Source organism: Hymenobacter sp. YIM 151858-1, from assembly GCF_025979705.1.
GTDB lineage: Bacteria > Bacteroidota > Bacteroidia > Cytophagales > Hymenobacteraceae > Solirubrum.
Genome location: NZ_CP110136.1, coordinates 1,838,444 through 1,860,033, shown reverse-complemented (window position 1 = coordinate 1,860,033; position 21,590 = coordinate 1,838,444). Strand labels below are relative to the sequence as shown.

The window sequence follows — 21,590 nt, the reverse complement described above, 5'->3', positions numbered from 1 at the left end:
CTAAAGCACCTCTCAACCCTGACCTTTCCAACTCCCAAACTCTTAAACTCCCCAACTCCCAAACTCCTATAACTGCCCCATGTCTATCCGCCTGCGCCTGGCGCTGCAGTTTGCGGCCATTGTGGCCTGCACCTTGCTGCTGTTTTCGGCGCTGATTTACCTTTTCACGTCCCTCTCGCGCAGCCAGTCGTTCGAGGAGAGTTTGCGCAACCGCGCGCTGGTGGTGGCGCACGTGTACTTCGACGGCAGCCAGCCTAAAAACGACGCGCGCAGCCGCGCCCACTACAGCCGCTACCTGCGCCAGTTCTACCGCACCCTCCCCGACGAGGAGGTGCGCATTTACGACCTAGGCGGGCGGTTGATGTTTCGGGAGGGCGAAACCACCAGCCGCGCCCTGCCCGACGGCTGGCTCGGGCAAACCGGCAAGCCCATGGTGCAGAAACTGCCCGACTGGCGCTACACCGTGGGCATGTACTTTGTGGTGCCCGGGCGCGGCCGCTTTTTAATTGTGGCCTGGTCGAAGGATGCCGATAGCGAGCAAAAGCTGGGCACCTTGCGCACGGTACTTATCACGGGCTTCCTGATTTCGCTAGTGGTGACGGGCATTGGCGGCTGGGTGTTTGCGGGGCAGGCGCTGCGGCCCATGCGCCTGGCCGTGCAGGAGATGAGCAGCATTACCGCCTCCGATATGTACCGCCGCCTCTCGGGCGCCGACGGGCAGGACGAGGTGTCGCAGCTGGCGCGCACGTTCAACAGCTTGCTCGACCGGCTGCAAACCGCGTTTGTGGGGCAGCGCACCTTCGTGCGCGATGCGTCGCATGAGCTGCGCACGCCGCTTACGGTGCTCATCGGAGAGCTGGAGGTAGCCCTGCTGCAACCACGCACCGCCGAGGAGTACCAGCAGGTATTACGCAACACCCTCGATGCCGCCCGCCTGCTTAAGGACCTCGCCAACGGGCTGCTGCAGATTGCCCGCGCCTCCGACGACCCCTCGCAGGTGCCCCTGGCTCCGTTGCGCCTCGATGAGCTGCTGCTGCAAGCCCACGAAGAGGTGCAGCGCCGGCACCAAACCTGCCGCATCGACCTCGATTTTCAGCTGCCCGCCGACATTGAGCCCGTGGTAAACGGCAACGAGGCGCTGCTGCTTTCGGCCGCGCTCAACGTGCTCGAAAACGCCTGCAAGTTTTCGCGCGGCGCCCCGCGGCCGGTGCTGGCTACCCTCAGTGCCTCGGCCCGCAAGGTGCGCCTGGAGGTGCAGGACTGGGGCGTGGGCATGCACGAAGCCGACCGGCAGCAGGTGTTCGTGCCCTTCTTCCGGGCCGACAACGCCCGCGGCGTACCCGGCCACGGCATTGGCCTGCCGCTTACCCACCAAATCATGGCACTGCACGGCGGTAGTATTCAGGTAGAAAGCCAGCTGGGCGAGGGCACAAAGGTGGTGCTGGAGCTGCCGCGGCTGTTGTAAGCCCGGCTTTAATTATTCTTTAACTATTTAACCGGGCTTTAATTCGGGTTTAACTCCGTCTTAACACGGGCAGGGGAAATTGCAGCAAATGGAAGTCGTGCGCGCGGTGTTGCGGCGGCGGCTTATCCGGTTGCTATTTATTTCGCCTTCCCCCATGGATACCACAACAGTATCAACCCCGCCCATGCCGGCCATTCCGCCCGCTACGGCTCCGCCGGCAGGCCCCACGCCGTCGTATAAGAATACACTGGCTAAAGATTTGCCGGCCGGTCTGGTCGTATTTCTGGTGGCATTGCCCTTGTGCCTGGGCATTTCGCTTGCCTCCGGAGCCCCGTTGCTCGCCGGCCTGATAGCCGGTATTGTGGGTGGGGTAGTGGTAAGCTGGGTTAGCGGCTCGGCCCTTAGCGTAAGCGGCCCGGCCGCCGGCCTCACCACCATCGTGCTGGCAGGCATTCAGCAAGCCGGCAGCTACGAGGCCTTTCTGGTAGCGGTGGTGCTGGCTGGGGTGCTCCAAATTGCCCTAGGTTCGCTGAAAGCCGGCGTCATCGGCATGTATTTTCCTACCTCGGTTATTCGGGGTATGCTGGCTGCCATCGGCCTCATCCTCATCCTGAAGCAGATTCCGCACTTTTTGGGCGGCGACGAGGACTTTTTCGAAGACCTCAACTTCTTCCAGCCCGATGGCATGAACACGTTCTCGTCGATTGGACGGGCTCTGGGCGAACTGCAGCCGGGCGCTTTGCTCATCGGCCTGTTCTCGCTAACGGTGCTGCTGCTCTGGGAGCGGCCCTTCATCAAGCGCAGCAAGGTGCTGGGCCTGGTGCCGGGGGCGCTCATCGTGGTGGTGTGCTCCATTCTCATCAACCTGGCCCTAGGTAGCCTGCGCCCCGAGTGGCAGGTGAAGACCACGCACCTGGTTAAACTGCCCGTTATCAGCTCCATCAACGATGTGCTGGGCTCCCTGCGCTTCCCCGATTGGAGCGTGCTGCTGAACGGCAACATCTACCTGCTGGCCCTTACCATTGGCATCGTTGCCTCGCTCGAGTCGCTGCTGAGCGTGGAGGCCGTGGATAAGCTCGATCCGCTGAAGCGCAACACGCCCACCAACCGCGAGCTGGTGGCGCAGGGCACGGGCAACATCATTTCGGGCTTGCTGGGCGGTTTGCCGCTCACGGCCGTAATCGTGCGCTCGTCGGCCAACATCAACGCCGGCGGCGCCACGCGCATCTCGGCCTTCTTCCACGGCACGCTGCTGCTGCTGGCGGTGCTGTTCCTCGAAGACGCGCTGAACCTGATTCCGCTCTCGGCGCTGGCCGCCGTGCTGCTGATGGTGGGCTACAAACTCACGAAGCCCGGCCTGTACCTCACGCAGTGGAAGCTAGGTTGGGCGCAGTTCCTGCCTTTCGTAATAACGGTGGGCGTCATCCTGTTCACCGACCTGCTGAAGGGCGTGGGCGTGGGCCTGGCCGTGGCCGCCTTCTTCATCCTGAAAGCCAACGCCGAATCGGCTTACTTCTTCCACTACGAGCCCGACCACCAGCCCGGCACCGTGCACCTCAAGCTGGCCGAGCACGTATCATTCCTGAACAAAGCGGCCATCACCACCACGCTCGACAACTTTAAGCCCGGCACGCGCGTGATTCTGGACGGCTCCGACTCGGTTTCCATCGACTACGACGTGCTCGAGGCCATCGAAAACTTCCGGCAGAGTGCCAAAGACCGCGGCATCGAGCTGGTCCTGCGCGACATCCCGCAGGTGCATGTTTTGGGCCACTAACCTAGGGCAAACACCCACGGTTATTTCCGCGTTACCACCCACTAACTCAGTTTCTCATTCCCGTTTATGCAACACATTCTTGATGGCAACCGCCGCTGGGTGGAGGCCCGCCTGGCCGAAGACCCGGAATACTTCCAAAAACTTTCGCAGGGCCAAAAGCCGCGCTACCTGTTCATCGGCTGCTCCGATTCGCGGGTGCCGGGCTCGGCCATCACCGGCACCAAGCCGGGCGAAATGTTCACGCACCGCAACATTGCCAACATGGTTGTAACCACCGACATGAACATGCTGTCGGTGCTGCAGTACGCGGTGGAAGTGCTTAAGGTAGAGGTGATTCTGGTGGTAGGCCACTACGGTTGCGGCGGCGTGGCTGCGGCCGCCTCCAACAAGCAGCACGGCCTCATCGACAGCTGGCTCACCAACATCCGCGACGTAATTCGCTTGCACGAAACGGAGCTGCTGCGCATTCAGGACGAGGACCAGCGCCTGCGCCGCCTCGTGGAGCTCAACGTGATTGAGCAGGTGCGCAACCTGGCCAAAACCAACATCATCCAGAACGCCCGCACCAAGCCCAACCCGCCGCAGCTGCACGGCCTGGTGTACGACATCAGCGAGGGCATTCTGCACGACCTGGAAGTGGACACCCGCGACATGGACGAGTTCAGCCACATCTACAGCACCATTTCGAAACCCAACGCCGCGCTCGATTCGGCAGTGCAGGCTGAGTTGCAGCAGCAACTGCAGCAGCAGCACGGCGCCGGCAAAGGCAAGAAACAAGAGGCCACGCCGGCCGCCGAACAAAACGGAGCCAAGCAAACCGCCTAGGTTTCGGCTTCGTCTTTTGGGTGCGGCTGATAGCTCGCCGACCCCCATGCAAAACCTCCGGGCCCTTAGCCCGGAGGTTTTTGCGTTTCGGGCAGTTCCGGGGCCTGGTTGGCCCGCCCCAAACGACTTTTTCTCGGCGTATCTTTGTTGATTGCTATGTCGCTGCCGCCCGCCGCGCAGCGGCAGCTTACCGAATCAGCGAGAACCTGCGATAGTGAAAGTCTGCATTGCCGAAAAACCCAGCGTAGCCCGCGAAATAGCCAACGTGCTAGGTGCCAACCGGCGCATGGACGGCTACTACGAGGGCAACGGTTACCAAGTCACCTGGACGTTCGGGCACTTCTGCACCCTGAAGGAGCCCGAGGATTACCGCCCCGAGTGGAAGCGCTGGAGCATTCACGACCTGCCCATGATGCCCGAGCAGTTTGGCATTAAGCTGATGCAGGACGACGGCGTGCGCAAGCAGTTCGCGGTTATCCGAAACTTGCTGAACAGTGCCGAGGAGGTAATCAACTGCGGCGACGCGGGCCAGGAGGGGGAGGTGATTCAGCGCTGGGTGCTTACCGAGGCCAAGTACCGCAAGCCCTTCAAGCGCCTCTGGATTTCGTCGCTCACCGAGGAAGCCATTCGGCAGGGCTTTGCCAACCTGCGCGAGGGGAAGGAGTTCGATCGTCTGTACATGGCCGGCAAGAGCCGCGCCATCGGCGACTGGCTGCTCGGCCTGAACGCCACCCGCCTGTTTACCCTGAAGTACGCCTCGGGCCGTGGGCAGGTGCTGAGCCTGGGCCGCGTGCAAACGCCCACGCTGGCCCTGCTCGTCGACCGCTACCACGAGATTCGCAACTTTAAGCCCGAGCCTTATTGGGTACTGCGCACCGAGTACCGCGGCACCTTGTTCAGCCACGTGGCGCCGCCCAAAAAAGGCAAAGCCGACGACGACGAGCCCGACGAAAAGGCCCGCCTGAAAGCGCGCGGCTACTTCGTAAGCCAGGAGGAAGCCGATGCCGCCATGGCCGCCGTAAAGGATGCGCCCCTGACGGTTACCGGCGTCGAAATTAAGAAGGCGCTGGAGTCGCCGCCTGCCTTGTTCGACCTTACCTCGCTGCAGGTGCAGTGCAACAACCAGCTGGGTCTCTCGGCCGAGGACACGCTCAAAACCGTGCAGAGCCTCTACGAGAAGAAGGTAGTCAGCTACCCGCGCGTGGATACCACCTTCTTGCCCGACGACCAGTACGCCAAAATTCCCGGCATTCTGCAGGGCATCAGCGGGCCGTACCGCACCTTGGTGCAGCCGCTGCTGGCCGACAAGATTCGGAAGTCCTCCAAGGTCTTCAACAACAACAAGGTTACCGACCACCACGCCATCATCCCGACGGGCAACGCGCCCGGCGGCCTCAGCCAGGCCGAGCACAACGTGTACGATATCATTGTGCGCCGTTTTCTGGCTGCGTTCTATCCGGATTGCGAAGTCTCGAACACCACCGTAACGGCCGAGGCGGCGGGGCACCCGTTCCGGGTGCGCGGCCGGCAGATCCTCAACCCCGGCTGGCGCATTGTGTACGGCGACCCCACGCAGCAGCAGGCACCTAGCACGGCCAAAGCCGGCGAGGGCGACGACGACGTGGTGAACACCGTGCTGCCCTCGTTCACGAAGGGCGAATCGGGCCCGCACAAGCCGCGCCTCGATCAGAAAGTAACCCAGCCGCCGCGCGAGTACACCGAGGCCATGCTGCTGCGCGGCATGGAAACCGCCGGCCGCAACGTGGAGGACGAGGAGCTGCGCCAGGCCATGAAGGAAAACGGCATCGGCCGCCCTTCTACCCGTGCCGCCATCATCGAAACACTGTTTAAGCGCGGCTACATCCAGCGCGAGAAAAAGCGCATTGTGCCCACGCCAACGGGGGTGGAGCTGATTGGCCTGATTCGGAACCCCACGCTGAAATCGGCGGAGCTGACGGGCCAGTGGGAGCGGAAGCTGCGCCAGATTGAAGGCGGCAACCTCGAGCCCGATCAGTTTCTGGCCGAGCTGAAAGGCTTGGTGCAGGAGATGGTGCAGGAGGTAAAGCAAGACCGCGCCCGCATGGTGGCCCCGCCGCCCACGGCCACCGAAGCCGCTGCTTCGGCCGCTAAAAACGGCGGCAGCAAACCCGCGCCCGCCAAGTCGGCGGCCCCCGCCACGCCCGGCCCCGATGGTGCCCTAGGTGGTTGTCCGGCTTGCGGCCAGGGCCACGTGCTGAAGGGCAAAACGGCCTTCGGTTGCTCGCGCTTCCGCGAGGGGTGCCAGTTCCGGTTGCCGCTGGTGTTCGAGGGCAAGAAGTTCACCGACAAGCAAGTGCAGGCGTTGCTGAGCAAAGGCCGCACTCCCGTCATCAAAGGCTTCATCGACGACCTAGGGCAGAAGTTCGACGCGGCCATTGGCCTGAACGCCAAGCACCAGCCCGAGCTGCAACGCGCCGCCGAAAGCAAGCCCGCCGCCGACGACAAGCCGCAGCAGATACCCTGCCCGGTGTGCCGCCTGGGTACCATGCTCAAGGGCAAAACGGCCTGGGGCTGCTCGCGCTTCCGCGAAGACTGCCAGTTTCGGGTGCCGCTCGAGCTCTGCGGCCGCCAGCTTACCGATGCGCAAGTGGCCAAGCTGCTGCGCCGCGGCAAATCGGATGTAATCCGGGGCTTTACCTCGCAGCGTACCGGCGCCAAGTTCGAGGCTGCCCTGGAAGTGACGGCCGAGGGCGAGGTGAAGTTTGTGTTCGAGAAGAAGGGCTAGGTGCCGTTAGCCCGCAGAGGACGCAGAAGTTCGGCGCAGAGGGCGCTGAACTCTGCTACTTCTGCGTAAAACCGCTGCCCCCTCCGCGGGAAACCCACATGCACTATGCCTCCGCAACTCGGTAAACTGCTCGTTATTATTGGCCTCGGCGTGGTGGTGCTCGGCGCCATCATCTGGCTAGGTGGCGGCAGCCTGTTCAGCTGGTTCGGGCGCCTGCCCGGCGACATCCGCATCGAGCGGCCCAACTTCCGCTTCTACGCACCCATCGTATCGATGCTGCTGCTTAGTTTGGTGCTGAGTGCGATTATGTGGCTGGTGCGCCGGCTTTAGGTGGCCCTAGGTCATAAGCTGCGGGCGAGCTGCAAGGTGCCCTGCGTGGGCGATTGGCCCGTGCGGAAAGGTGGCTGGTAGTAGGCACTGATGCTCCAGGCATCGCCCAAAGTCAAGTGCGCCTGCCCGAAGAGTTGCGCGGCCTCGTTGTCGAACGACGACGTAGGGAAGGCCACGCCCAGCAGCAACCGGAACTGCCCCTCGGTGCCAAAGCCGCGGCCGGCACCTAGGCGGGCCGAGGGGTTGCCCAGGCCGGTGAGGTCGTGCGCGTAGTCGAGTTGGCCGTGCCAGTTATCGAGGCGGCCGCCGCGCACGCGCAGCTGCGGCACAAAGCGCACGGCCTGCAGCTCGCGGTAGTAGCCCAGCTTGCCCACCCAAACCCCAAACGAGCCACCAAAGTAGCGGCCATCGGCGGCGGCGTAGGGGTTGAGGCCCCACAGGCGCGTGTTGCTGAGCACGGGGTAGCGAAAGTCGCCGGTAAGCCTGCCGAAACCACCGCGCAAACCCACCGTGAAGGTGGTGCTGTAGTCGGCATCGGACTCCTGCCACAGGTTGCGGTGCGCTACGTGCAGCCCGGCGGCCCAGTAGCCGGGGTTGCCAACGGCCAGGTTGGGCTGCTTGCCGAGCAGCGCCTCGGTACCCACCAACCAGCTATTGATTACCTGGCGGCCGGGCGGGGTAGGGGTTTGGGCCTGCACCGGCGCAGCGGCAGCAAGGCAACCTAGGGCTGAAGCAAGGAACACGAGTTTCACGGGGGTAAACATACGCAGCTCGGCCGCAGCGCGTGCACCCTAGGTGGCCGAGGCCGCCGCAGCCGATTGCGGACTGCGGGCGCTGCCGTACTGTACAATGTTCTCGATCATGCCCTTGAAGATGACGAAGTGGAAGGGCACCAGCGAGTACCAGTACAGGCGCCCCGCCAAGCCGCGCGGCCGAAAGGCGGCCAGTTGCTCGAGCGTGTGCGTACCATCGGGGTTATCGAGGATGCGAAACTGCAGCCAGGCTTCGCCGGGCAGCTTCATTTCGGCGTAGAGCAGCAGGCGGCGGCTGGTGCGGTCGGCTACCAGCACGCGCCAGAAATCGAGCGGGTCGCCGGGGCGGAGCGAGGAGGCTGAGCGGCGGCCACGGCGCAACCCTACGCCGCCCACCAGCTTATCGAGCAGGCCGCGCACCCGCCACAGCCAATCTACCTTGTACCAGCCGCGCTTGCCGCCAATGCGCCAAACGTTGTCGAGCACCTCCTCGGGCGGGCGGGCAAAGTGCATTACCTGGCGGTCGAAGAACATGCCGTGCTGCGGTATCTGCACGTAGTCCATGTAGTTCTTATCGGCCACGCCGCTGCTGGCGGCATCCTTCCAGCTGCTGATGACTTCGTTCTGCTCGATGCGCTGGAAAGCCAGCTCCAGGGCTTCGGTGTAGCTCATGCACTGGTGCGGCACGGCTTTACGAATGCTCCGGCGCAAGTCGGCCACGGTGTCGTTTTTCAGCGAATCGACCAGGCTTTGCGCCAGCGAAAACGAGGTGCGCGTAACCAAAAACAACCACCACGACGACAACCGCGGCGTGAGCACCGGCACTGTAAGAATAGGCCGGTGAAAGCCGCGCAGCCGCGCAAAGCCCTGCAGCATTTGCTTGTAGGTAAGCACATCGGGCCCGCCGATATCGAAGGTTTTGCCCAGGCAAGCGGGATTGTCGAGCACGGCGGTGAGGTAGTGCATCACGTCGCGCACGCCAATGGGCTGGCAGCGCGAGTTCAGCCACCTAGGGCCTACCATCACGGGGAGCTTTTCCACCAAATCGCGGATGATTTCGAACGATGCCGAACCCGAGCCGATGATGATGCTGGCGCGCAGTACCGTGGCTTGCGCGTGGGAGGCCTTCTTCAGCTCGCGCTCCACGCCCAGGCGCGAGCGGAGGTGGGTAGAGAGTTTGGTATCGTTGACGATGCCCGAGAGGTAAATCACCTGCCGAATGCGGGTGCCGTTGAGGTACTGCACAAAGTTGCTGGCCGACTGCTGCTCGGCGCGGTAAAAGTCGCGGCCGTTGGTGCTCATCGAGTGCACCAGGTAATACGCCGCGTCGAAGTCCTGGGGCAGGTGGCGCAGGGTGTCGGGTTGGCGCAGGTCAGCTTGCACTATCTGCACGCGGTCGTGCAAGGGGGCGGGCAGCACAAAGCGGCGCGGGTCGCGCACGAGGCAGGTTACCGCGTGGCCGGCTTCTACCAGCAGCGGCAGCAGGCGTTGGCCAATGTAGCCGTTGGCGCCGGTAAGCAGAATGCGCATAAGCCGAAAGAGTTGCGAGCCAGAGTACTTAGGCTAACTAGGGTCGGCGGCAAAGGTTTAGCTGGCCCCGCCAACCGCAGGCCGCCGCGCGGGTATGCGGCGCGCCCCGTATCTTGCCCCGATGAACTACAAGCGGTTGCTGGGCGACGCGAAGCTGCGCCCCTTGTTTTACGCCGGGTTGCTGTGGGTGGTGCTGGGCGTGTGCGTGCCCAGCATGCGCCTGTTCGCCATTTTGGGGGCGGGCCTTATGGTCATCAGCTTCAAGCCCCGAAAAAGCGCCCTCGGCGGGGCCGGCAAGCCCGGTTCCGGGGCCGGCGGCTTGCCCCCGGCCTAGTGCGGTACTGCCCGAGCGCAAAGCAGGCGCTACTTTTACCGGCGTATCTCGTTTCGCTTGCTTATGCCGTCTTTACCCATGTCGTCGCGTTGGTGGTTGTGGTTGCTGCTCCTGGCCCTAGGTGCGGCGTTCTTCGTCAACCTCAACGCTTGGGGCGTGCTCGAAAGCAGCGAGGCCCGCTACGCCGAAATTGGCCGCGAAATGCTGGTGGGGCAGGATTGGCTGCACCCGCGCCTGCTGGGTATACAGCATTTTCATAAGCCGCCCGTTACCTACTGGCTCACGGCGGCCGGGCTGGGTTTGTTTGGCAGCTCGGCGGGGGCCGTGCGGGTGCTGCCGGTACTGGCCGTGCTGGTGCAGGTGGTGCTGATGTACGGCCTGGGTTTGCTGCTGTTTGCCGGCGACCGGCGCCGCGCCATAGCTGCGGCCGTGGTGTACGGCACGTTGCCGGTGGTGCTTATTTCGGCGCTCAACGTTACCACCGATGCCTACCTGGCCACCCTGGAGCTGCTATCGGCTTATGCCTTCGTGCGCTACCACTACACGCCCGCTGGCAAGCCGGCGGCGGCATGGCTGTACCTAGGCTGGATAGCGTTGGGAGTGGGTTTTCTGACGAAGGGCCCGGTGGCGGTGGTGCTGCCGCTGATGGCCGTTATCAGCCTGCACACCAGCCGCGAGGCGCCGCGCCGCCCCTGGAGCGCGCACCATTTGCTGGCCTTTGCGCTGTTTATGCTGGCGGGCCTGAGCTGGTACCTGCTGCTCTGGCTCGACGACCCCAAGTTCTTGCGCTACTTCCTCTTCGAGCACACGGTGCAGCGCTTTGCCAACGCGGCCACGTTCAACCGAGCCAAGCCGTGGTGGTTTTACGTGGTGCTGGCGCCCCTCGGCAGTTTGCCGTGGTCAGTGGTGCTGATTGCCGAAGTGGTGCGCAACGGTTGGCGCGGCCTGGGTGCCCGCTGGCGGCAGGTGCTGCTGTGGTGGGTGCTGGTGCCGCTGGTGTTCTTCTCGCTTTCCAAATCCAAGCTGCTGCTCTACGTGCTGCCCATCTTCCCGGGGGTGGCGCTGCTGACGGTGGAGCTGCTCGGCCGCCGTACCGATGCCGTGCTGTTTCGGTGGTATGTGGGCTTTATGTCGCTGTTTGGCTTGCTGCTGGGGGCCATGTGCTTGCTGCCCATCTTCGGACCTGGCTTCGGCCTGACCATCAGTCCGATTACGGCCATGTGGCCGGCGGCCAGCGTGGTGGTGCTGCTGCTCACGCACTTGTTTTGGGATGAAGTGCGCATCGCGCCCAAGCTGCTGGTGCTCACGGTAGTGTTCACGATGGGCCTGCTGGTTTCGGCCAAGGCGTTCCTAGGTCAGGTAGAGGCGCAGGCCAACGGCAGCCGCCCGGTAGCCGAGCGCCTCAAGCAGCTGAAGCTTACGCAGCGCCCCGTGCTGGTCTACAACGAGCTGTTGCCCTCGTTGGCCTTCGAGCAGCACAAACTGCCCGTTTCGCTTTACGACGGCAACCACAGCCTGCAGCGCGAAACCCAGTTCGAGCGCGATGAGCAGTGGCGCCGCTACCTCATCAACCTGCAGGACGCCGCCGACACCGTAGCCCTAGGTGCCTGGCTGCGCCAACGCCCCGTGGTGCTGGCCAAAAAAGAGTTGCCTGCGGAGCGGCAGTATCTGGTAAAAGGCCTCAGCAAGCAGGAGCACGTGGGACCTTGGACGATTTATTATTGAGGGCTACCTGCCTCATTTCTGGGCCTTGTTGCCTCACCCCCCGGCCCCCTCTCCGGAGGAGAGGGGGAGCTACGGCGGCGCGGACGTCAGCAACGATTGCGGCGACTGCGGCTCACGCCTCCGCCGCCGCCCCTATGTAGCGCGGAAATCCGTTCCGCGACGCGCCAACAGCGCGTAACCGGCACCGCGCCGAAAGGTGCTGTTGTGCACAACCGCATACGCGCCGGCAGCGCGTCGCGGAACCGAAGGTCGGCGCAGCCAACGGATTTCCGCGCTACAATCCCTAGGTGCCGGAAATGCAGCGGGGCCGCCGAACTTAGGTTCGGCGGCCCCGCAATCGTTGCTGAGGTTGCTGATGTCCGCGCCGCCGTGGCTCCCCCTCTCTATGGGAGAGGGGGCCGGGGGAGTGAGGCCCGAATGGCTACACGTACACTGCCGGCGCTTTGTCGCGCAGGTTGTAGTTCGAGGCCATTACCTCGCCGTAGGCGCCGGCCGTGCGCAGCACCACCACGTCGCCGCGGCGGGTTTCGGGCAGGGCAATGCGGCGCCCAAACGAATCGGACGATTCACAAATGGGGCCTACCACGTCGTAAAGCTCCTCGGGGCCCTGGCTCGTGAGGTTCTCGATGCGGTGGTAGCTCTGGTACAGCGCGGGGCGGATTAGCTCCGTCATGCCCGCATCCAGAATAGCAAAGCGGGTTTGCTGGCTTTCCTTCACGTAGAGCACGCGGCTTACCAACGTGCCGCACTGCGCCACCAGGGCGCGGCCCAGCTCCACGTGCACCTGCTGCTCGGGGCGGCGGCGCAGGTACTGGTCGATGGTGCCGAAGTACGCCTCGAAATCCGGAATCAGCTGCTCGTCGGGTTGCTCGTAGTTTACCCCTAGGCCGCCGCCCACGTTCAGGTGGGGCAGCACAATGCCGCGGTGCTCAAACCACTGCTGCAGCTCATTCACGCGGTGGCACAGCGTTTCGAACACCGAGATGTCGGTAATCTGCGAGCCGATGTGCACGTGCAGGCCCACCAGCTCCACGTGCGGCAAGCTGGCCAGCATATCTACCACGCCCGGCAGCTCGGCCATGCCGATGCCAAACTTGTTGGCTTTCAGGCCCGTGGTGATGTAGTGGTGCGTGCGGGCATCCACGTTGGGGTTGAGGCGCAGCGCCACGCGGGCGGTTTTGCCCATGGCGCCGGCCAGCTCGTTCAGCACCTCCAGCTCGGGCCCCGATTCCACGTTGAAGCACCAAATGTCGGCAGCCAGCGCGCGGTTGATTTCCGCATCCGATTTGCCCACGCCGGCAAACACCACGTGGTCGGGCGCAAAGCCGGCCTCGAGGGCGCGCTGCACCTCGTTGCCGCTCACGCAGTCGGCCCCAAAGCCGTGCTCCCGCATAAGCTGCAGCACGGGGTCGTTGGTGTTGGCCTTGAGCGCGTAGTGAACCTGAATGTTGCGCGACTCAGCGGCGCGCTGGGCGGCCAGCAAGGTTTGGCGCAGCAGGCCCAGGTCGTAGAGGTAAAAGGGCGTGGGCCGGGTGGCTAAGTCCGACGGAAGTTGAAGAGACATGGTATCAGAAGGCTTACCCGCAGCCGCCCCCTAGGTGGCGGAGCGGCCGCGCTGCCAGGCAGCAAGCAGGTAAGTGGTTGAAAGCGAAGTGTAAATCAAATGGCAGAGACCCCCAAGCAGTTGGGTCTAGTTCCCTTGGGCCGAAGCCGCCGCGGCCAAGGCCTGCTCGCGCCGGAACAGGCCTTCGTTCAGGGCACGCAGGGCGCGGGCCTTATCGGTGGTGTTGATGAGGATGCTGATGTTGTTGGGCGAACCGCCGTAGCTGATCATGCGCAGCGGTACATCGCGCAACGTATCGAACACCTGGCCCGCGGCGCCGTGCTGCTCCTGCACCAGGTTGCCTACCAGGCAGATAATAGTCAGGTCTGTGTCGATTTCAACGGTGCCAAAGCGGCGCAGCTCCTCCAAAATGGCGGGCAGGTTGCTCGAGTCGTCGATGGTGAGCGACACGGCCACTTCCGAGGTAGTTACCATATCGATGGGCGTACGGTACCGCTCGAACACATCGAAAATGCTGCGCAGGAAGCCGAAGGCCAGCAGCATGCGGCTGCTCTTGATGCGGATTGCCGTGAGGCCATCCTTCGCCGCTACCGCCTTAATGGCCTCCGAGCCGGTTTTGGAGGAAATCAGCGTGCCGGGCGCGTCGGGCTGCATGGTGTTCAGCAGGCGCACCGGAATGCCGTGCTCACGGGCAGGCAGTACCGAACTGGGGTGCAGAATTTTAGCCCCGAAGTACGCCAGCTCGGCCGCTTCATCAAACGACAACTCGCGGATGGGGTAGGTGCCTTCCACCACGCGCGGGTCGTTGTTGTGCAGGCCATCGATGTCGGTCCAAATCTGGATTTCTTCGGCATTGGCGGCCGCCCCAATCAGCGAGGCCGAGTAATCGGAGCCGCCGCGCTTCAGGTTGTCGATGAAGCCCTCGGCGTTGCGGCAGATGTAGCCCTGCGTGATGAACAGGCGCTGGCCCGGGTGCGCGGCGAGTTGCGTGGCCAGATGCTCGCGGATGTAAGCTGCGTTGGGCTCCTCGTCCTGATCGATGCGCATAAACTCCAGCGCCGGCAGCAGCACCGCCTGCTCGCCCAGCACGCGCGTGAGGTACAAATGGAACAGCTGGGTGCTCAGCAGCTCGCCCTGGGCCAGAATCACCTTTTCGCCCGAGGCCGACAGCGGCGTGCGCGTGAGGTTGAAAATGGTTTTGAACGAGTCATCGAGCAGCTTGGTGGCTTCCTGGGCCACGGCGGCATCGGGCAGCAGCTCCCGGGCTACCATGTGGTAGTGCTGGCGCAGAATCTCGGTTTGCGAGGTGGCCGCCGTGATTTCGCCTTCGAACAGCAGCTTGGCAATGGCTACCAGCGCGTTAGTGGTGCCCGACATGGCCGAGAGCACCACAATGCGGGGCTCCTGAGCCTTGATAAGCTCGGCCACGGCACGCATCCGCTCGGCCGACCCGACGGACGTGCCGCCGAACTTGAGAACTTTCATATGAGTAGAGAAAGTGGAGTGACAAGGAATCAACCACTTAAGCAGCGGTTGCTAGGTGAAACGCAAGAAAAAAGCGCCGGTTGGAGGACCGGCGCTAACTAGTTTGTGCAGTACAAGCAAGGTGGGGCGACGCGGTCAGCTGCGGGTATGTTTTACCCGTTTAGCGCACTTGCCCTTTTTGCACACCCCTGCCACCAGCGCCGAAAAGCCCAGGTGGGCCGGAGCAGTAGCCAGGAAAAAGCGCGGTGCCGAAGCTGCCATGTCTGATCTGAAAAAGCCTGACCTAGGGGGTAGGGCTGATTGCGGCGCAAGTACGGACAGATTTGGAGAAATACCAGCGCCGGCCGCAAAAAAGTGCCGTGGCAATTACCCATAGCCGCATTTTGGGGCTGAATGTGCCGGCAAAAGCCCAATTTGTTGCGAACCGTGCAATGCACTGCCTACCCATGCTCAAGGCAAATGAATGGCACGCAGGCAAGGTTATTGCGGGCAGCCGTAAGTTGGCCTCCGGCTGGCAGGCCAGCCCTACGAGGTGAGCAACACGGGTTGGTTCGTTATGGAATTGGCGCGCCTGTGTTTCTTTGCCTTTCCGGACAGTACCCAAACCTTGCTACCGGTCCCGATTTCCCACCAATCCTACGCATGAAACGTTTTCGTACGCTTCTTTTGGCCGGCGGCCTGTGCGGCCTTGCTTCGCTGCCGCTGCAGGCCCAACAACTGCGCCTGCCCGTAATGAGCCCTACCGTGCGCATGCGGCAGGATTTCTCGACTTCCTATATCGAGCTGGTGTACGGGCGCCCTTCCAAGCGCGGCCGCGACATCTTCGGGAAGCTGGAGCCCTACGGCCAGGTGTGGCGCACGGGGGCCAACTCGTCTACCCGCATCAAGTTTGGCGAGGAGGTGAAGTTTGGTGGGCAGGTGGTGCCGGCCGGTACCTACGCCCTGTTCACCATTCCCGACCCCAAGGAGTGGACTATCATCCTGAACAAGGACACCTCGCAGTGGGGTGCCTACGACTACCGCCCCGAGCTCGACCTCGTACGCGTGAAAGCCAAGCCGCGCACCTCCAACACCTCGGCCGAGTCGTTTGCCATTACGCTGGAAAACCTGCAGCCCGCCGCCGCCGATTTGTACCTGCGCTGGGACAAAGTGCGCGTGAGCGTGCCCATCGAGGCCGATGCCGACGCCCGCATCATGGCCCAAATTCAGGAGGCCATGAAGACGGACAAGAAGCCGTACTTCGCCGCCGCGCAGTATTACTACAGCACCGGCAAAGACCTCAACCAAGCCATTGCCTGGCTCGACGAATCCATTAAGCAGCAGCCCAGCTACTACGCCTACTACTGGAAGGGCAAAATGCTGCAGAAAGCCAACCGCAACGCCGAAGCCGCCGAAGCCGTGCGCCAGTCGCTGGCCCTCGTGAAGCAGGAAAAAAACGAGCACAGCCGCGACGAGTACACCCGCCTGAACGAGCAGCTGCTCAAGGAGGTGAAGCGGAGCAAGTAGAATTGATTTTAGCCCGCAGAAGCCGCAGAGGGTTGCGCAGAGGACGCTGAGCTTTGGCGTCTTCTGCGCAACCCTCTGCGGCTTCTTCGAAAAACTGACCTAGGGCCGTACCGCCGGCATCATGCTCACTGCTGCGCCGGCGCTGGCTTATGTTGGGTAGGGCAGTAAATACCCGGGCTGTATATCGGATAAATTTGTCCGTTATGCCGGTTGGTTGTACTTTTGTGGCACGATGGCAATGTTTTCAAAGGCATGTGAGTATGGAATTCGGGCCGCGATTTACGTGGGGCAGCAGTCGGCCGGTGCCGGCGGCCGCGTGGGCCTGAAAGACATTGCCACCGCCATCGGCTCGCCCGAGGCCTTTACCGCCAAGGTGCTCCAGCAGTTGGTGCGCGCTCAGTTGGTAACCTCCGTAAAAGGTCCTTCCGGCGGCTTCGAGCTTACGCCCGAGCAGCTGCGCACCGTCACGCTCCGCCAGGTGGTGGTAGCCATCGATGGGGGCGCCATGCTGCACGGCTGCGCCCTGGGCCTGCCGCAGTGCTCGGCCCGGCAGCCTTGCCCCATGCACTACCAGTTTTTGCCCATCCGCGACCAGCTGAACGAGCTGCTTAGCACCCACACCATCGGCGAGCTGGCCGATAAGGTGCACGATGGCCTGGGCTTTTTGAAACAGTACAGCTGACCTTTTTTTGTTTGAATACCGGACATTTTTATCCGGTAATACTATTTTTTACATGACCCCCGACCAGAAAGTTCTCGTTACGGCCACCGTAAGCACCCTCCGCGAACACGGCGTGGCCCTTACCACGCACTTCTACCGCCGCATGTTCGAGCACAACCCCGAGCTGAAGAACGTCTTCAACATGGGCAACCAGCAAAACGGCAAGCAGCAAATGGCCCTGGCCCTGGCTGTGCTGGCCTACGCCGAAAACATCGACGACCCCTCGGTGCTGGTGCCCGCCGTAACCAAAATCGGCCACAAGCACGTGAGCCTGGATATCCGGCCCGAGCACTACGCCATTGTGGGCCGGCACCTGATTGCCTCCATCGGGGAGGTGCTGGGCGAGGCCGCCACGCCCGCGCTGCTCGAAGCCTGGGCCACGGCCTACGGCGAGCTGGCTCGCCTGATGAGCGGCGTGGAAAGCAACCTGTACCAACACGCCGCCAATCAGCAAGGCGGCTGGACGGGCTGGCGCCCCTTCAGCGTAAAGCGCAAAGTGGCCGAATCGGCGGAGATTACCTCGTTTTACCTCTACCCAACCGACGGCGGCAAAGTAGCCGACTACCTGCCCGGCCAATACGTGAGCCTGCGCCTGTTTCTGCCCGAGCTGAATTTGTTTCAGCCGCGCCAATACAGCCTGTCCAGCGCCCCCAACGGCGAGTACTACCGCATATCGGTGAAGAAGGAAGCCGGTAGCCAGCACCCCGACGGCATGATCAGCAACCGCCTCCACGATTTCGTGGCCGAGGGCGGTTTGGTGGAGCTGGCCGCACCCGCCGGCGACTTCACCCTGGACATCAGCAAATCGACGCCGGTGGTGCTGGTAAGTGGTGGCGTGGGCCAAACGCCCCTGCTCAGCATGCTCGACTACCTGGTGAATACGGGCAGCAAGCGCGAGGTGGTGTGGGTGCACGGCAGCCGCAACCCGCAGGTGCACGCCTTCCGCGAGCCGGTGGCCCAACTGGCCGCCCGCCACGAGCAGGTGCAGCAGCACGTGTTTTACGACGCGCCGGCTCCGGGCCTCGAAGGGCAGGAGGGCCATTACACCGGCATCGTGGACCTGACCAAGCTGAACGGCGGCACCCTGATGCCAAATGCCGACTATTACGTGTGCGGCCCGGCACCCTTTATTCGCAAGCAGGTGCAGGACCTGGCCGCGCTGGGCGTGCCGCGCGAGGCCATTCACTTCGAGGAGTTCGGGCCGGCTACGCTGAGCGTGTAGCCCTAGGTTGTTTTTGCTCTGCCACCAAGGAGCCGGCCTACGGCCCCCAACGCCGGTATAGGCGTTGGGGGCCGTAGGCCGGCTCCTTGGGTATGGGTAAGTTATGGGTTAGGCTCCCGGTGAGTGGCGCAGCTGCCGGGGGCTACTTCGTGGCCAGAGGCTTGATGCTCACGGCCGCGCCGCCGCCAGCGGCCAACTGCAGCTTCAGCACCGATTTGCTGTTCACTTTCAGCTTCCGGATTTGGTACACCATCGGGTTCTTCTCCCAATGGGCGCCTTTGCCATCGGCGTAAATGGTGGCCTCGTAGGTGGTATTGGGCGAAAGGAAATCGAGCTTAACTTGCTGATTACGGGCTTGCTCGTCGGTAATGGCGCCTAGGAACCACTCGTTGCGGCCCTTGGCCTGGCGCGCGATGGTGAGGTAGTCGCCGGGCTCGGCTTGCAGCACGCGGGTATCGTCCCAATCCACGGACACATCCTTGATGAACTGAAAGGCATCGAGGCGCTGCTCGTAGGCTTCGGGCAGGTCGGCGGCCATTTGCAGCGGCGAGTACATGGTTACGTACAGGGCCAACTGCTTAGCGAGGGTGGTGTGTACCTGGCGGCCTTTGTTGCGCTCGGGGTTCCAGCTTTCCAGCTTAATCTGAAAGATGCCGGGCGTGTAGTCCATGGGGCCGCCCATCAGGCGCGTGAAGGGCAGAATGGTTTCGTGCTCGGGCGGGTTGCCCTCGCTCCAGGCGTTGAACTCGTTGCCGCGCGCGGCCTCGTTGGCCAGCCAGTTGGGGTAGGTGCGGTGCAGGCCGGTGGGCCGCACCGATTCGTGCATGTCCACCATAATGCGGCGCTGGGCCATGCGCTCGGCGGTGCGGTTGTAGTGGTTCACCATCCACTGGCCGTCGTGGTGCTCGCCGCGCGGGATGATGCGGCCCACGTAGCCGGTTTTTACGGCGTCGTAGCCGTGGTCTTTCATGAAGCGCAGGGCTTCGTCCTGGCGACGCTCGTAGTTGGTTACCGAGCCCGAAGTTTCGTGGTGCATAATCAGCTTCACCCCCTTGCCCGTGGCGTAGCGCTGCAGCTCCTGCACGTCAAAATCGGGGTAAGGCGTCACGAAATCGAATACCTCCTCCTTCCAGTTGCCGGCCCAGTCTTCCCAGCCTACGTTCCAGCCTTCCACCAGCACACCCTCAATTCCGTGCTTGGCCGCGAAGTCGATGTAGCGCTTTACGTTGGCGGTGTTGGCGCCGTGCCGGCCATTGGGCTTCAACGCGTTCCAATCGGTGGTGGCCAGCTTCAGGTTGCCCGTGTCGGAGTAGTTCCAGGAAGCTTTGTTGACGTGCATTTCCCACCACACGCCCACGAATTTCTGCGGCTTAATCCAGCTTACATCCTGCAGCTTGGTAGGCTCGTTCAGGTTCAGGATAAGTTTCGAAGCCAGTACATCAGCGGCTTTGTTGCTCACCACAATGGTGCGCCAAGGCGTGTGCTCGGGCGTTTGCAGGTAGGCCGCCGCCCCCGTGGCCGAAGGCACCAACTGCGCACCTAGGGTGTAGGTTTTGGGGTCTACGTTCAGCATCATGGCCGGGTAGTTCACCAAAGCTGCTTCGTGGATGTTCACGTACAGCCCCTCGTCCGATTTCAGCATCAAAGGCGTTTGCACCGTGGTGGGCGAGGCTTTCAGCTGAATGGGCGTGATGGGCAGCGTGTTCACCTCGCTCACGCGGGTAGTCTGGTAGGCGTACTCGTTCGAGTCGTAGTCGCCAGGTATCCAGAAGGCTTTGTGGTTGGCGGGCAGGTTGAACTCGGTGCGCTCTTGCTGCACCACGAAGTACTGCAGGTTGGGCTGTTGCGGCCACTCGTACCGGAAGCCCAAGCCGTCATCAAACAACCGGAAACGCACCTGCATCTGGCGCTTCTCGGCACCGGGCTGCTGCAGCGTTACCAGCAGCTCTTTGTAGCGGTTGCGTATCTGCTTTACCTCGCCCCACACCGGGGCCCAAGTTTCATCGGCCTGCGCCGAATCGACTTTGATTACCGTTAGGCCTTTGTCGAACCCGGGCTGCCCCTGCAGCAACACACCTAGGCGGCTGGTTTTCAGCACTTGCTTCGGCCCAAAGCTGAGCTGGTACAGCGGCTCGCCTTCGGGGCTCAGGCGAAAGTCGAGCGCGAGCTTATTAGTAGGAGAGTGAACAGTTTGCGCTAGCGCAGGCCCGGAGGCAAGCAGCGCGGCAGCAATGGCGAGGGCAGCACGGATCATAGTGCCGCAAGGTAACAAGGCTATCTTTCGACACTGCTTTCGTACGCCGACGAAAATATATCGGGAACTTGAGGCCAGCGGGGGAGGCCTTGGATGATCAGTTAAAGCTTAAGTGAGTTTGTACTTCTCGAGTCAGGGCAATCAACTACCATAAGCGGTGCTAAAGGAGTTATTTTTGCGCCTTATGCTGGCCCGGTAAACTAGCTGCATATCCCCTTATTCATCGCCTCTTCAATATGGGCTGGCACCGAGTATTTCAACTTTTCGTAGGCGTTACTGCCTTGGCCTTAGTTATTGAGTTGCCTGCGTATGGCCAAGCGAAACCGCAGCCGCGCCCGTTGCTGGTAAATGGCAAGCCTCTGGACATGAAACAATGTGTACCGCTAGCCACCTTCAAGACAATCACTTTGCCACCAGCTCTTACCGATTCAGCTCGTGTCTCGGTGTTTATTGCTACTGGATCAATGTGTTGGGGAGGGAAGGCTTTCCGTTCTGTTAAGGACTTCAATGCCTTTGACCTAAAAGCTTGGCTATCAGAAGAACGCAATGCTAAAGGCCCATCATTCTCGTGCGCTCTGGATGCCAACGGCAACAGCATGAATAAGAAGAAGGCAGTAGACGGCACACGTATAATACTTACGGTATCCGGTGCTTCTGAGGAGTTCTATGTCTATAGGTTCTGCACGGAAGAAGAGTTGAAGAAGAAATAACCACTACCGTAAGGATCAATATTATCACTCAAAATTGGTATTTATAATTTGGTAGTTTATTACTGGAAATAACATGGTTATGCAATTTTATTATCAATATGTGGATGGGGTAGTTGCATTAATAATGGTTATAACATTTTTTGTTGTCATGGCTTGCTTGGCTGCAGCAAGAAATGAAGACAATAGAGAATATGTCTTTCATTCAAAGATATTTTGGGTAAGTGTTATAAGTTTTGTAGTGCTTCTATTTGTGCACAAATCTTTCGAAAGTGTTCTAGAATTTAGTTTAGAGAGGCGCTTTTTTTCTGCTGTTAAATCTATAAAATCGTCGAATAGGTTTGTTTCAATTGATGGGGTAGATGTTCAAATGCCTTCACAGTTCTTTGCTCAACTACTTCTCAAAGAAGAAGTCAGGGGTAGGTACAGCCCTGATGAAAAAACTACAAAGAAGCTTATTCTAAATACGGATGGCAGAAAATATTTGTATCTAATTTCTAAAGATACATACGATAGTACATCATATCTCATACATACTCCTGATAATGTATCTGCTAAAGATATCGTTTTGTTTAGGGTAAGGATTAGTCAATACGATTGTCTCAAATAAATCTTTGTAGCTACTTCAG

At 61.6% G+C, this 21,590-nt stretch carries 17 protein-coding genes; 12 read left to right on the top strand and 5 right to left on the bottom strand.

Annotated features, from left to right (window positions below; all coding sequences use genetic code 11):
• Positions 1 to 79: 79 nt before the first annotated feature.
• From OIS50_RS08305 to OIS50_RS08285, 5 genes are all read left to right on the top strand, one after another.
• Positions 80 to 1,465: a sensor histidine kinase gene (locus tag OIS50_RS08305; protein WP_264693847.1), complete on the top strand. Its 1,386-nt coding sequence runs from the start codon at positions 80 to 82 to the stop codon at positions 1,463 to 1,465.
• A gap of 154 nt (positions 1,466 to 1,619) precedes the next feature.
• Positions 1,620 to 3,242, top strand: a complete 1,623-nt coding sequence (locus tag OIS50_RS08300) for a SulP family inorganic anion transporter (RefSeq protein WP_264693846.1) — start codon at positions 1,620 to 1,622, stop codon at positions 3,240 to 3,242.
• A gap of 66 nt (positions 3,243 to 3,308) precedes the next feature.
• Positions 3,309 to 4,067 carry a carbonic anhydrase gene (locus OIS50_RS08295; protein WP_264693845.1) on the top strand — a complete coding sequence of 253 codons (759 nt, stop codon included), beginning with the start codon at positions 3,309 to 3,311 and terminating at the stop codon, positions 4,065 to 4,067.
• A 214-nt stretch (positions 4,068 to 4,281) separates the two neighbouring features.
• The gene (locus OIS50_RS08290) at positions 4,282 to 6,831 is read left to right on the top strand and encodes a type IA DNA topoisomerase (protein ID WP_264693844.1); all 2,550 of its coding nucleotides are present in this window, start codon (positions 4,282 to 4,284) and stop codon (positions 6,829 to 6,831) included.
• Positions 6,832 to 6,936: 105 nt separating this feature from the next.
• Complete coding sequence (locus OIS50_RS08285; RefSeq protein ID WP_264693843.1) at positions 6,937 to 7,161, top strand: DUF2905 domain-containing protein; 225 nt, start codon at positions 6,937 to 6,939, stop codon at positions 7,159 to 7,161.
• A gap of 11 nt (positions 7,162 to 7,172) precedes the next feature.
• Here OIS50_RS08285 and OIS50_RS08280 read toward each other — a convergent pair whose 3' ends face one another.
• Positions 7,173 to 7,904 carry a hypothetical protein gene (locus OIS50_RS08280; protein WP_264693842.1) on the bottom strand — a complete coding sequence of 244 codons (732 nt, stop codon included), beginning with the start codon at positions 7,902 to 7,904 and terminating at the stop codon, positions 7,173 to 7,175.
• A 48-nt stretch (positions 7,905 to 7,952) separates the two neighbouring features.
• Complete coding sequence (locus OIS50_RS08275) at positions 7,953 to 9,443, bottom strand: SDR family oxidoreductase (protein ID WP_264693841.1); 1,491 nt, start codon at positions 9,441 to 9,443, stop codon at positions 7,953 to 7,955.
• A gap of 121 nt (positions 9,444 to 9,564) precedes the next feature.
• Here OIS50_RS08275 and OIS50_RS08270 point away from each other — a divergent pair, with 121 nt between their 5' ends.
• Together OIS50_RS08270 and OIS50_RS08265 are read left to right on the top strand one after the other, a co-directional pair.
• Positions 9,565 to 9,777 (top strand): hypothetical protein, encoded by a 213-nt coding sequence (locus OIS50_RS08270; RefSeq protein ID WP_264693840.1) that lies wholly within the window; start codon positions 9,565 to 9,567, stop codon positions 9,775 to 9,777.
• 63 nt (positions 9,778 to 9,840) lie between these two features.
• Positions 9,841 to 11,502 (top strand): glycosyltransferase family 39 protein, encoded by a 1,662-nt coding sequence (locus tag OIS50_RS08265; protein WP_264693839.1) that lies wholly within the window; start codon positions 9,841 to 9,843, stop codon positions 11,500 to 11,502.
• Between the two features lie 421 nt (positions 11,503 to 11,923).
• Here the strand turns inward: OIS50_RS08265 and lysA are convergent, their stop codons facing one another.
• Both lysA and OIS50_RS08255 read right to left on the bottom strand, forming a co-directional pair.
• Entirely contained in the window at positions 11,924 to 13,066 is a 1,143-nt protein-coding gene (gene lysA / locus OIS50_RS08260; RefSeq protein WP_264693838.1) for a diaminopimelate decarboxylase, read from the bottom strand.
• 126 nt (positions 13,067 to 13,192) lie between these two features.
• A complete protein-coding gene (locus OIS50_RS08255) occupies positions 13,193 to 14,551 on the bottom strand; it encodes an aspartate kinase (RefSeq protein ID WP_264693837.1) in 1,359 nt (452 codons plus the stop codon).
• A gap of 642 nt (positions 14,552 to 15,193) precedes the next feature.
• On the opposite strand from OIS50_RS08255, the gene OIS50_RS08250 reads away from it, so the two are divergent.
• The 3 genes from OIS50_RS08250 to hmpA all read left to right on the top strand — a co-directional run bounded on the left by OIS50_RS08250 (position 15,194) and on the right by hmpA (position 18,000).
• Positions 15,194 to 16,057 (top strand): DUF2911 domain-containing protein, encoded by an 864-nt coding sequence (locus OIS50_RS08250; protein ID WP_264693836.1) that lies wholly within the window; start codon positions 15,194 to 15,196, stop codon positions 16,055 to 16,057.
• Positions 16,058 to 16,289: 232 nt separating this feature from the next.
• Complete coding sequence (locus OIS50_RS08245) at positions 16,290 to 16,739, top strand: RrF2 family transcriptional regulator (protein WP_319805327.1); 450 nt, start codon at positions 16,290 to 16,292, stop codon at positions 16,737 to 16,739.
• Positions 16,740 to 16,791: 52 nt separating this feature from the next.
• On the top strand, positions 16,792 to 18,000 hold the full coding sequence (gene hmpA, locus OIS50_RS08240; protein ID WP_264693835.1) for an NO-inducible flavohemoprotein: 1,209 nt from the start codon (positions 16,792 to 16,794) through the stop codon (positions 17,998 to 18,000).
• A gap of 142 nt (positions 18,001 to 18,142) precedes the next feature.
• Here hmpA and OIS50_RS08235 read toward each other — a convergent pair whose 3' ends face one another.
• On the bottom strand, positions 18,143 to 20,254 hold the full coding sequence (locus tag OIS50_RS08235; RefSeq protein WP_264693834.1) for a glycoside hydrolase family 97 protein: 2,112 nt from the start codon (positions 20,252 to 20,254) through the stop codon (positions 18,143 to 18,145).
• Between the two features lie 281 nt (positions 20,255 to 20,535).
• Here OIS50_RS08235 and OIS50_RS08230 point away from each other — a divergent pair, with 281 nt between their 5' ends.
• Together OIS50_RS08230 and OIS50_RS08225 are read left to right on the top strand one after the other, a co-directional pair.
• Positions 20,536 to 20,964 carry a hypothetical protein gene (locus tag OIS50_RS08230; protein WP_264693833.1) on the top strand — a complete coding sequence of 143 codons (429 nt, stop codon included), beginning with the start codon at positions 20,536 to 20,538 and terminating at the stop codon, positions 20,962 to 20,964.
• Between the two features lie 73 nt (positions 20,965 to 21,037).
• Complete coding sequence (locus tag OIS50_RS08225) at positions 21,038 to 21,571, top strand: hypothetical protein (RefSeq protein WP_264693832.1); 534 nt, start codon at positions 21,038 to 21,040, stop codon at positions 21,569 to 21,571.
• The last annotated feature ends 19 nt before the right edge of the window (positions 21,572 to 21,590 follow it).

Excerpts from the sequence above, each read along its gene's own strand:
- OIS50_RS08305 (WP_264693847.1), top strand. The coding sequence starts at position 80 with ATGTCTATCCGCCTGCGCCTGGCGCTGCAGTTTGCGGCCATTGTGGCC.
- OIS50_RS08300 (WP_264693846.1), top strand. The coding sequence starts at position 1,620 with ATGGATACCACAACAGTATCAACCCCGCCCATGCCGGCCATTCCGCCC.
- OIS50_RS08295 (WP_264693845.1), top strand. The coding sequence starts at position 3,309 with ATGCAACACATTCTTGATGGCAACCGCCGCTGGGTGGAGGCCCGCCTG.
- OIS50_RS08285 (WP_264693843.1), top strand. The coding sequence starts at position 6,937 with ATGCCTCCGCAACTCGGTAAACTGCTCGTTATTATTGGCCTCGGCGTG.
- OIS50_RS08275 (WP_264693841.1), bottom strand. The coding sequence starts at position 9,443 with ATGCGCATTCTGCTTACCGGCGCCAACGGCTACATTGGCCAACGCCTG.
- OIS50_RS08270 (WP_264693840.1), top strand. The coding sequence starts at position 9,565 with ATGAACTACAAGCGGTTGCTGGGCGACGCGAAGCTGCGCCCCTTGTTT.
- OIS50_RS08265 (WP_264693839.1), top strand. The coding sequence starts at position 9,841 with ATGCCGTCTTTACCCATGTCGTCGCGTTGGTGGTTGTGGTTGCTGCTC.
- lysA (WP_264693838.1), bottom strand. The coding sequence starts at position 13,066 with ATGTCTCTTCAACTTCCGTCGGACTTAGCCACCCGGCCCACGCCCTTT.
- OIS50_RS08255 (WP_264693837.1), bottom strand. The coding sequence starts at position 14,551 with ATGAAAGTTCTCAAGTTCGGCGGCACGTCCGTCGGGTCGGCCGAGCGG.
- OIS50_RS08250 (WP_264693836.1), top strand. The coding sequence starts at position 15,194 with ATGAAACGTTTTCGTACGCTTCTTTTGGCCGGCGGCCTGTGCGGCCTT.
- OIS50_RS08245 (WP_319805327.1), top strand. The coding sequence starts at position 16,290 with ATGGCAATGTTTTCAAAGGCATGTGAGTATGGAATTCGGGCCGCGATT.
- hmpA (WP_264693835.1), top strand. The coding sequence starts at position 16,792 with ATGACCCCCGACCAGAAAGTTCTCGTTACGGCCACCGTAAGCACCCTC.
- OIS50_RS08235 (WP_264693834.1), bottom strand. The coding sequence starts at position 20,254 with ATGATCCGTGCTGCCCTCGCCATTGCTGCCGCGCTGCTTGCCTCCGGG.
- OIS50_RS08225 (WP_264693832.1), top strand. The coding sequence starts at position 21,038 with ATGGTTATGCAATTTTATTATCAATATGTGGATGGGGTAGTTGCATTA.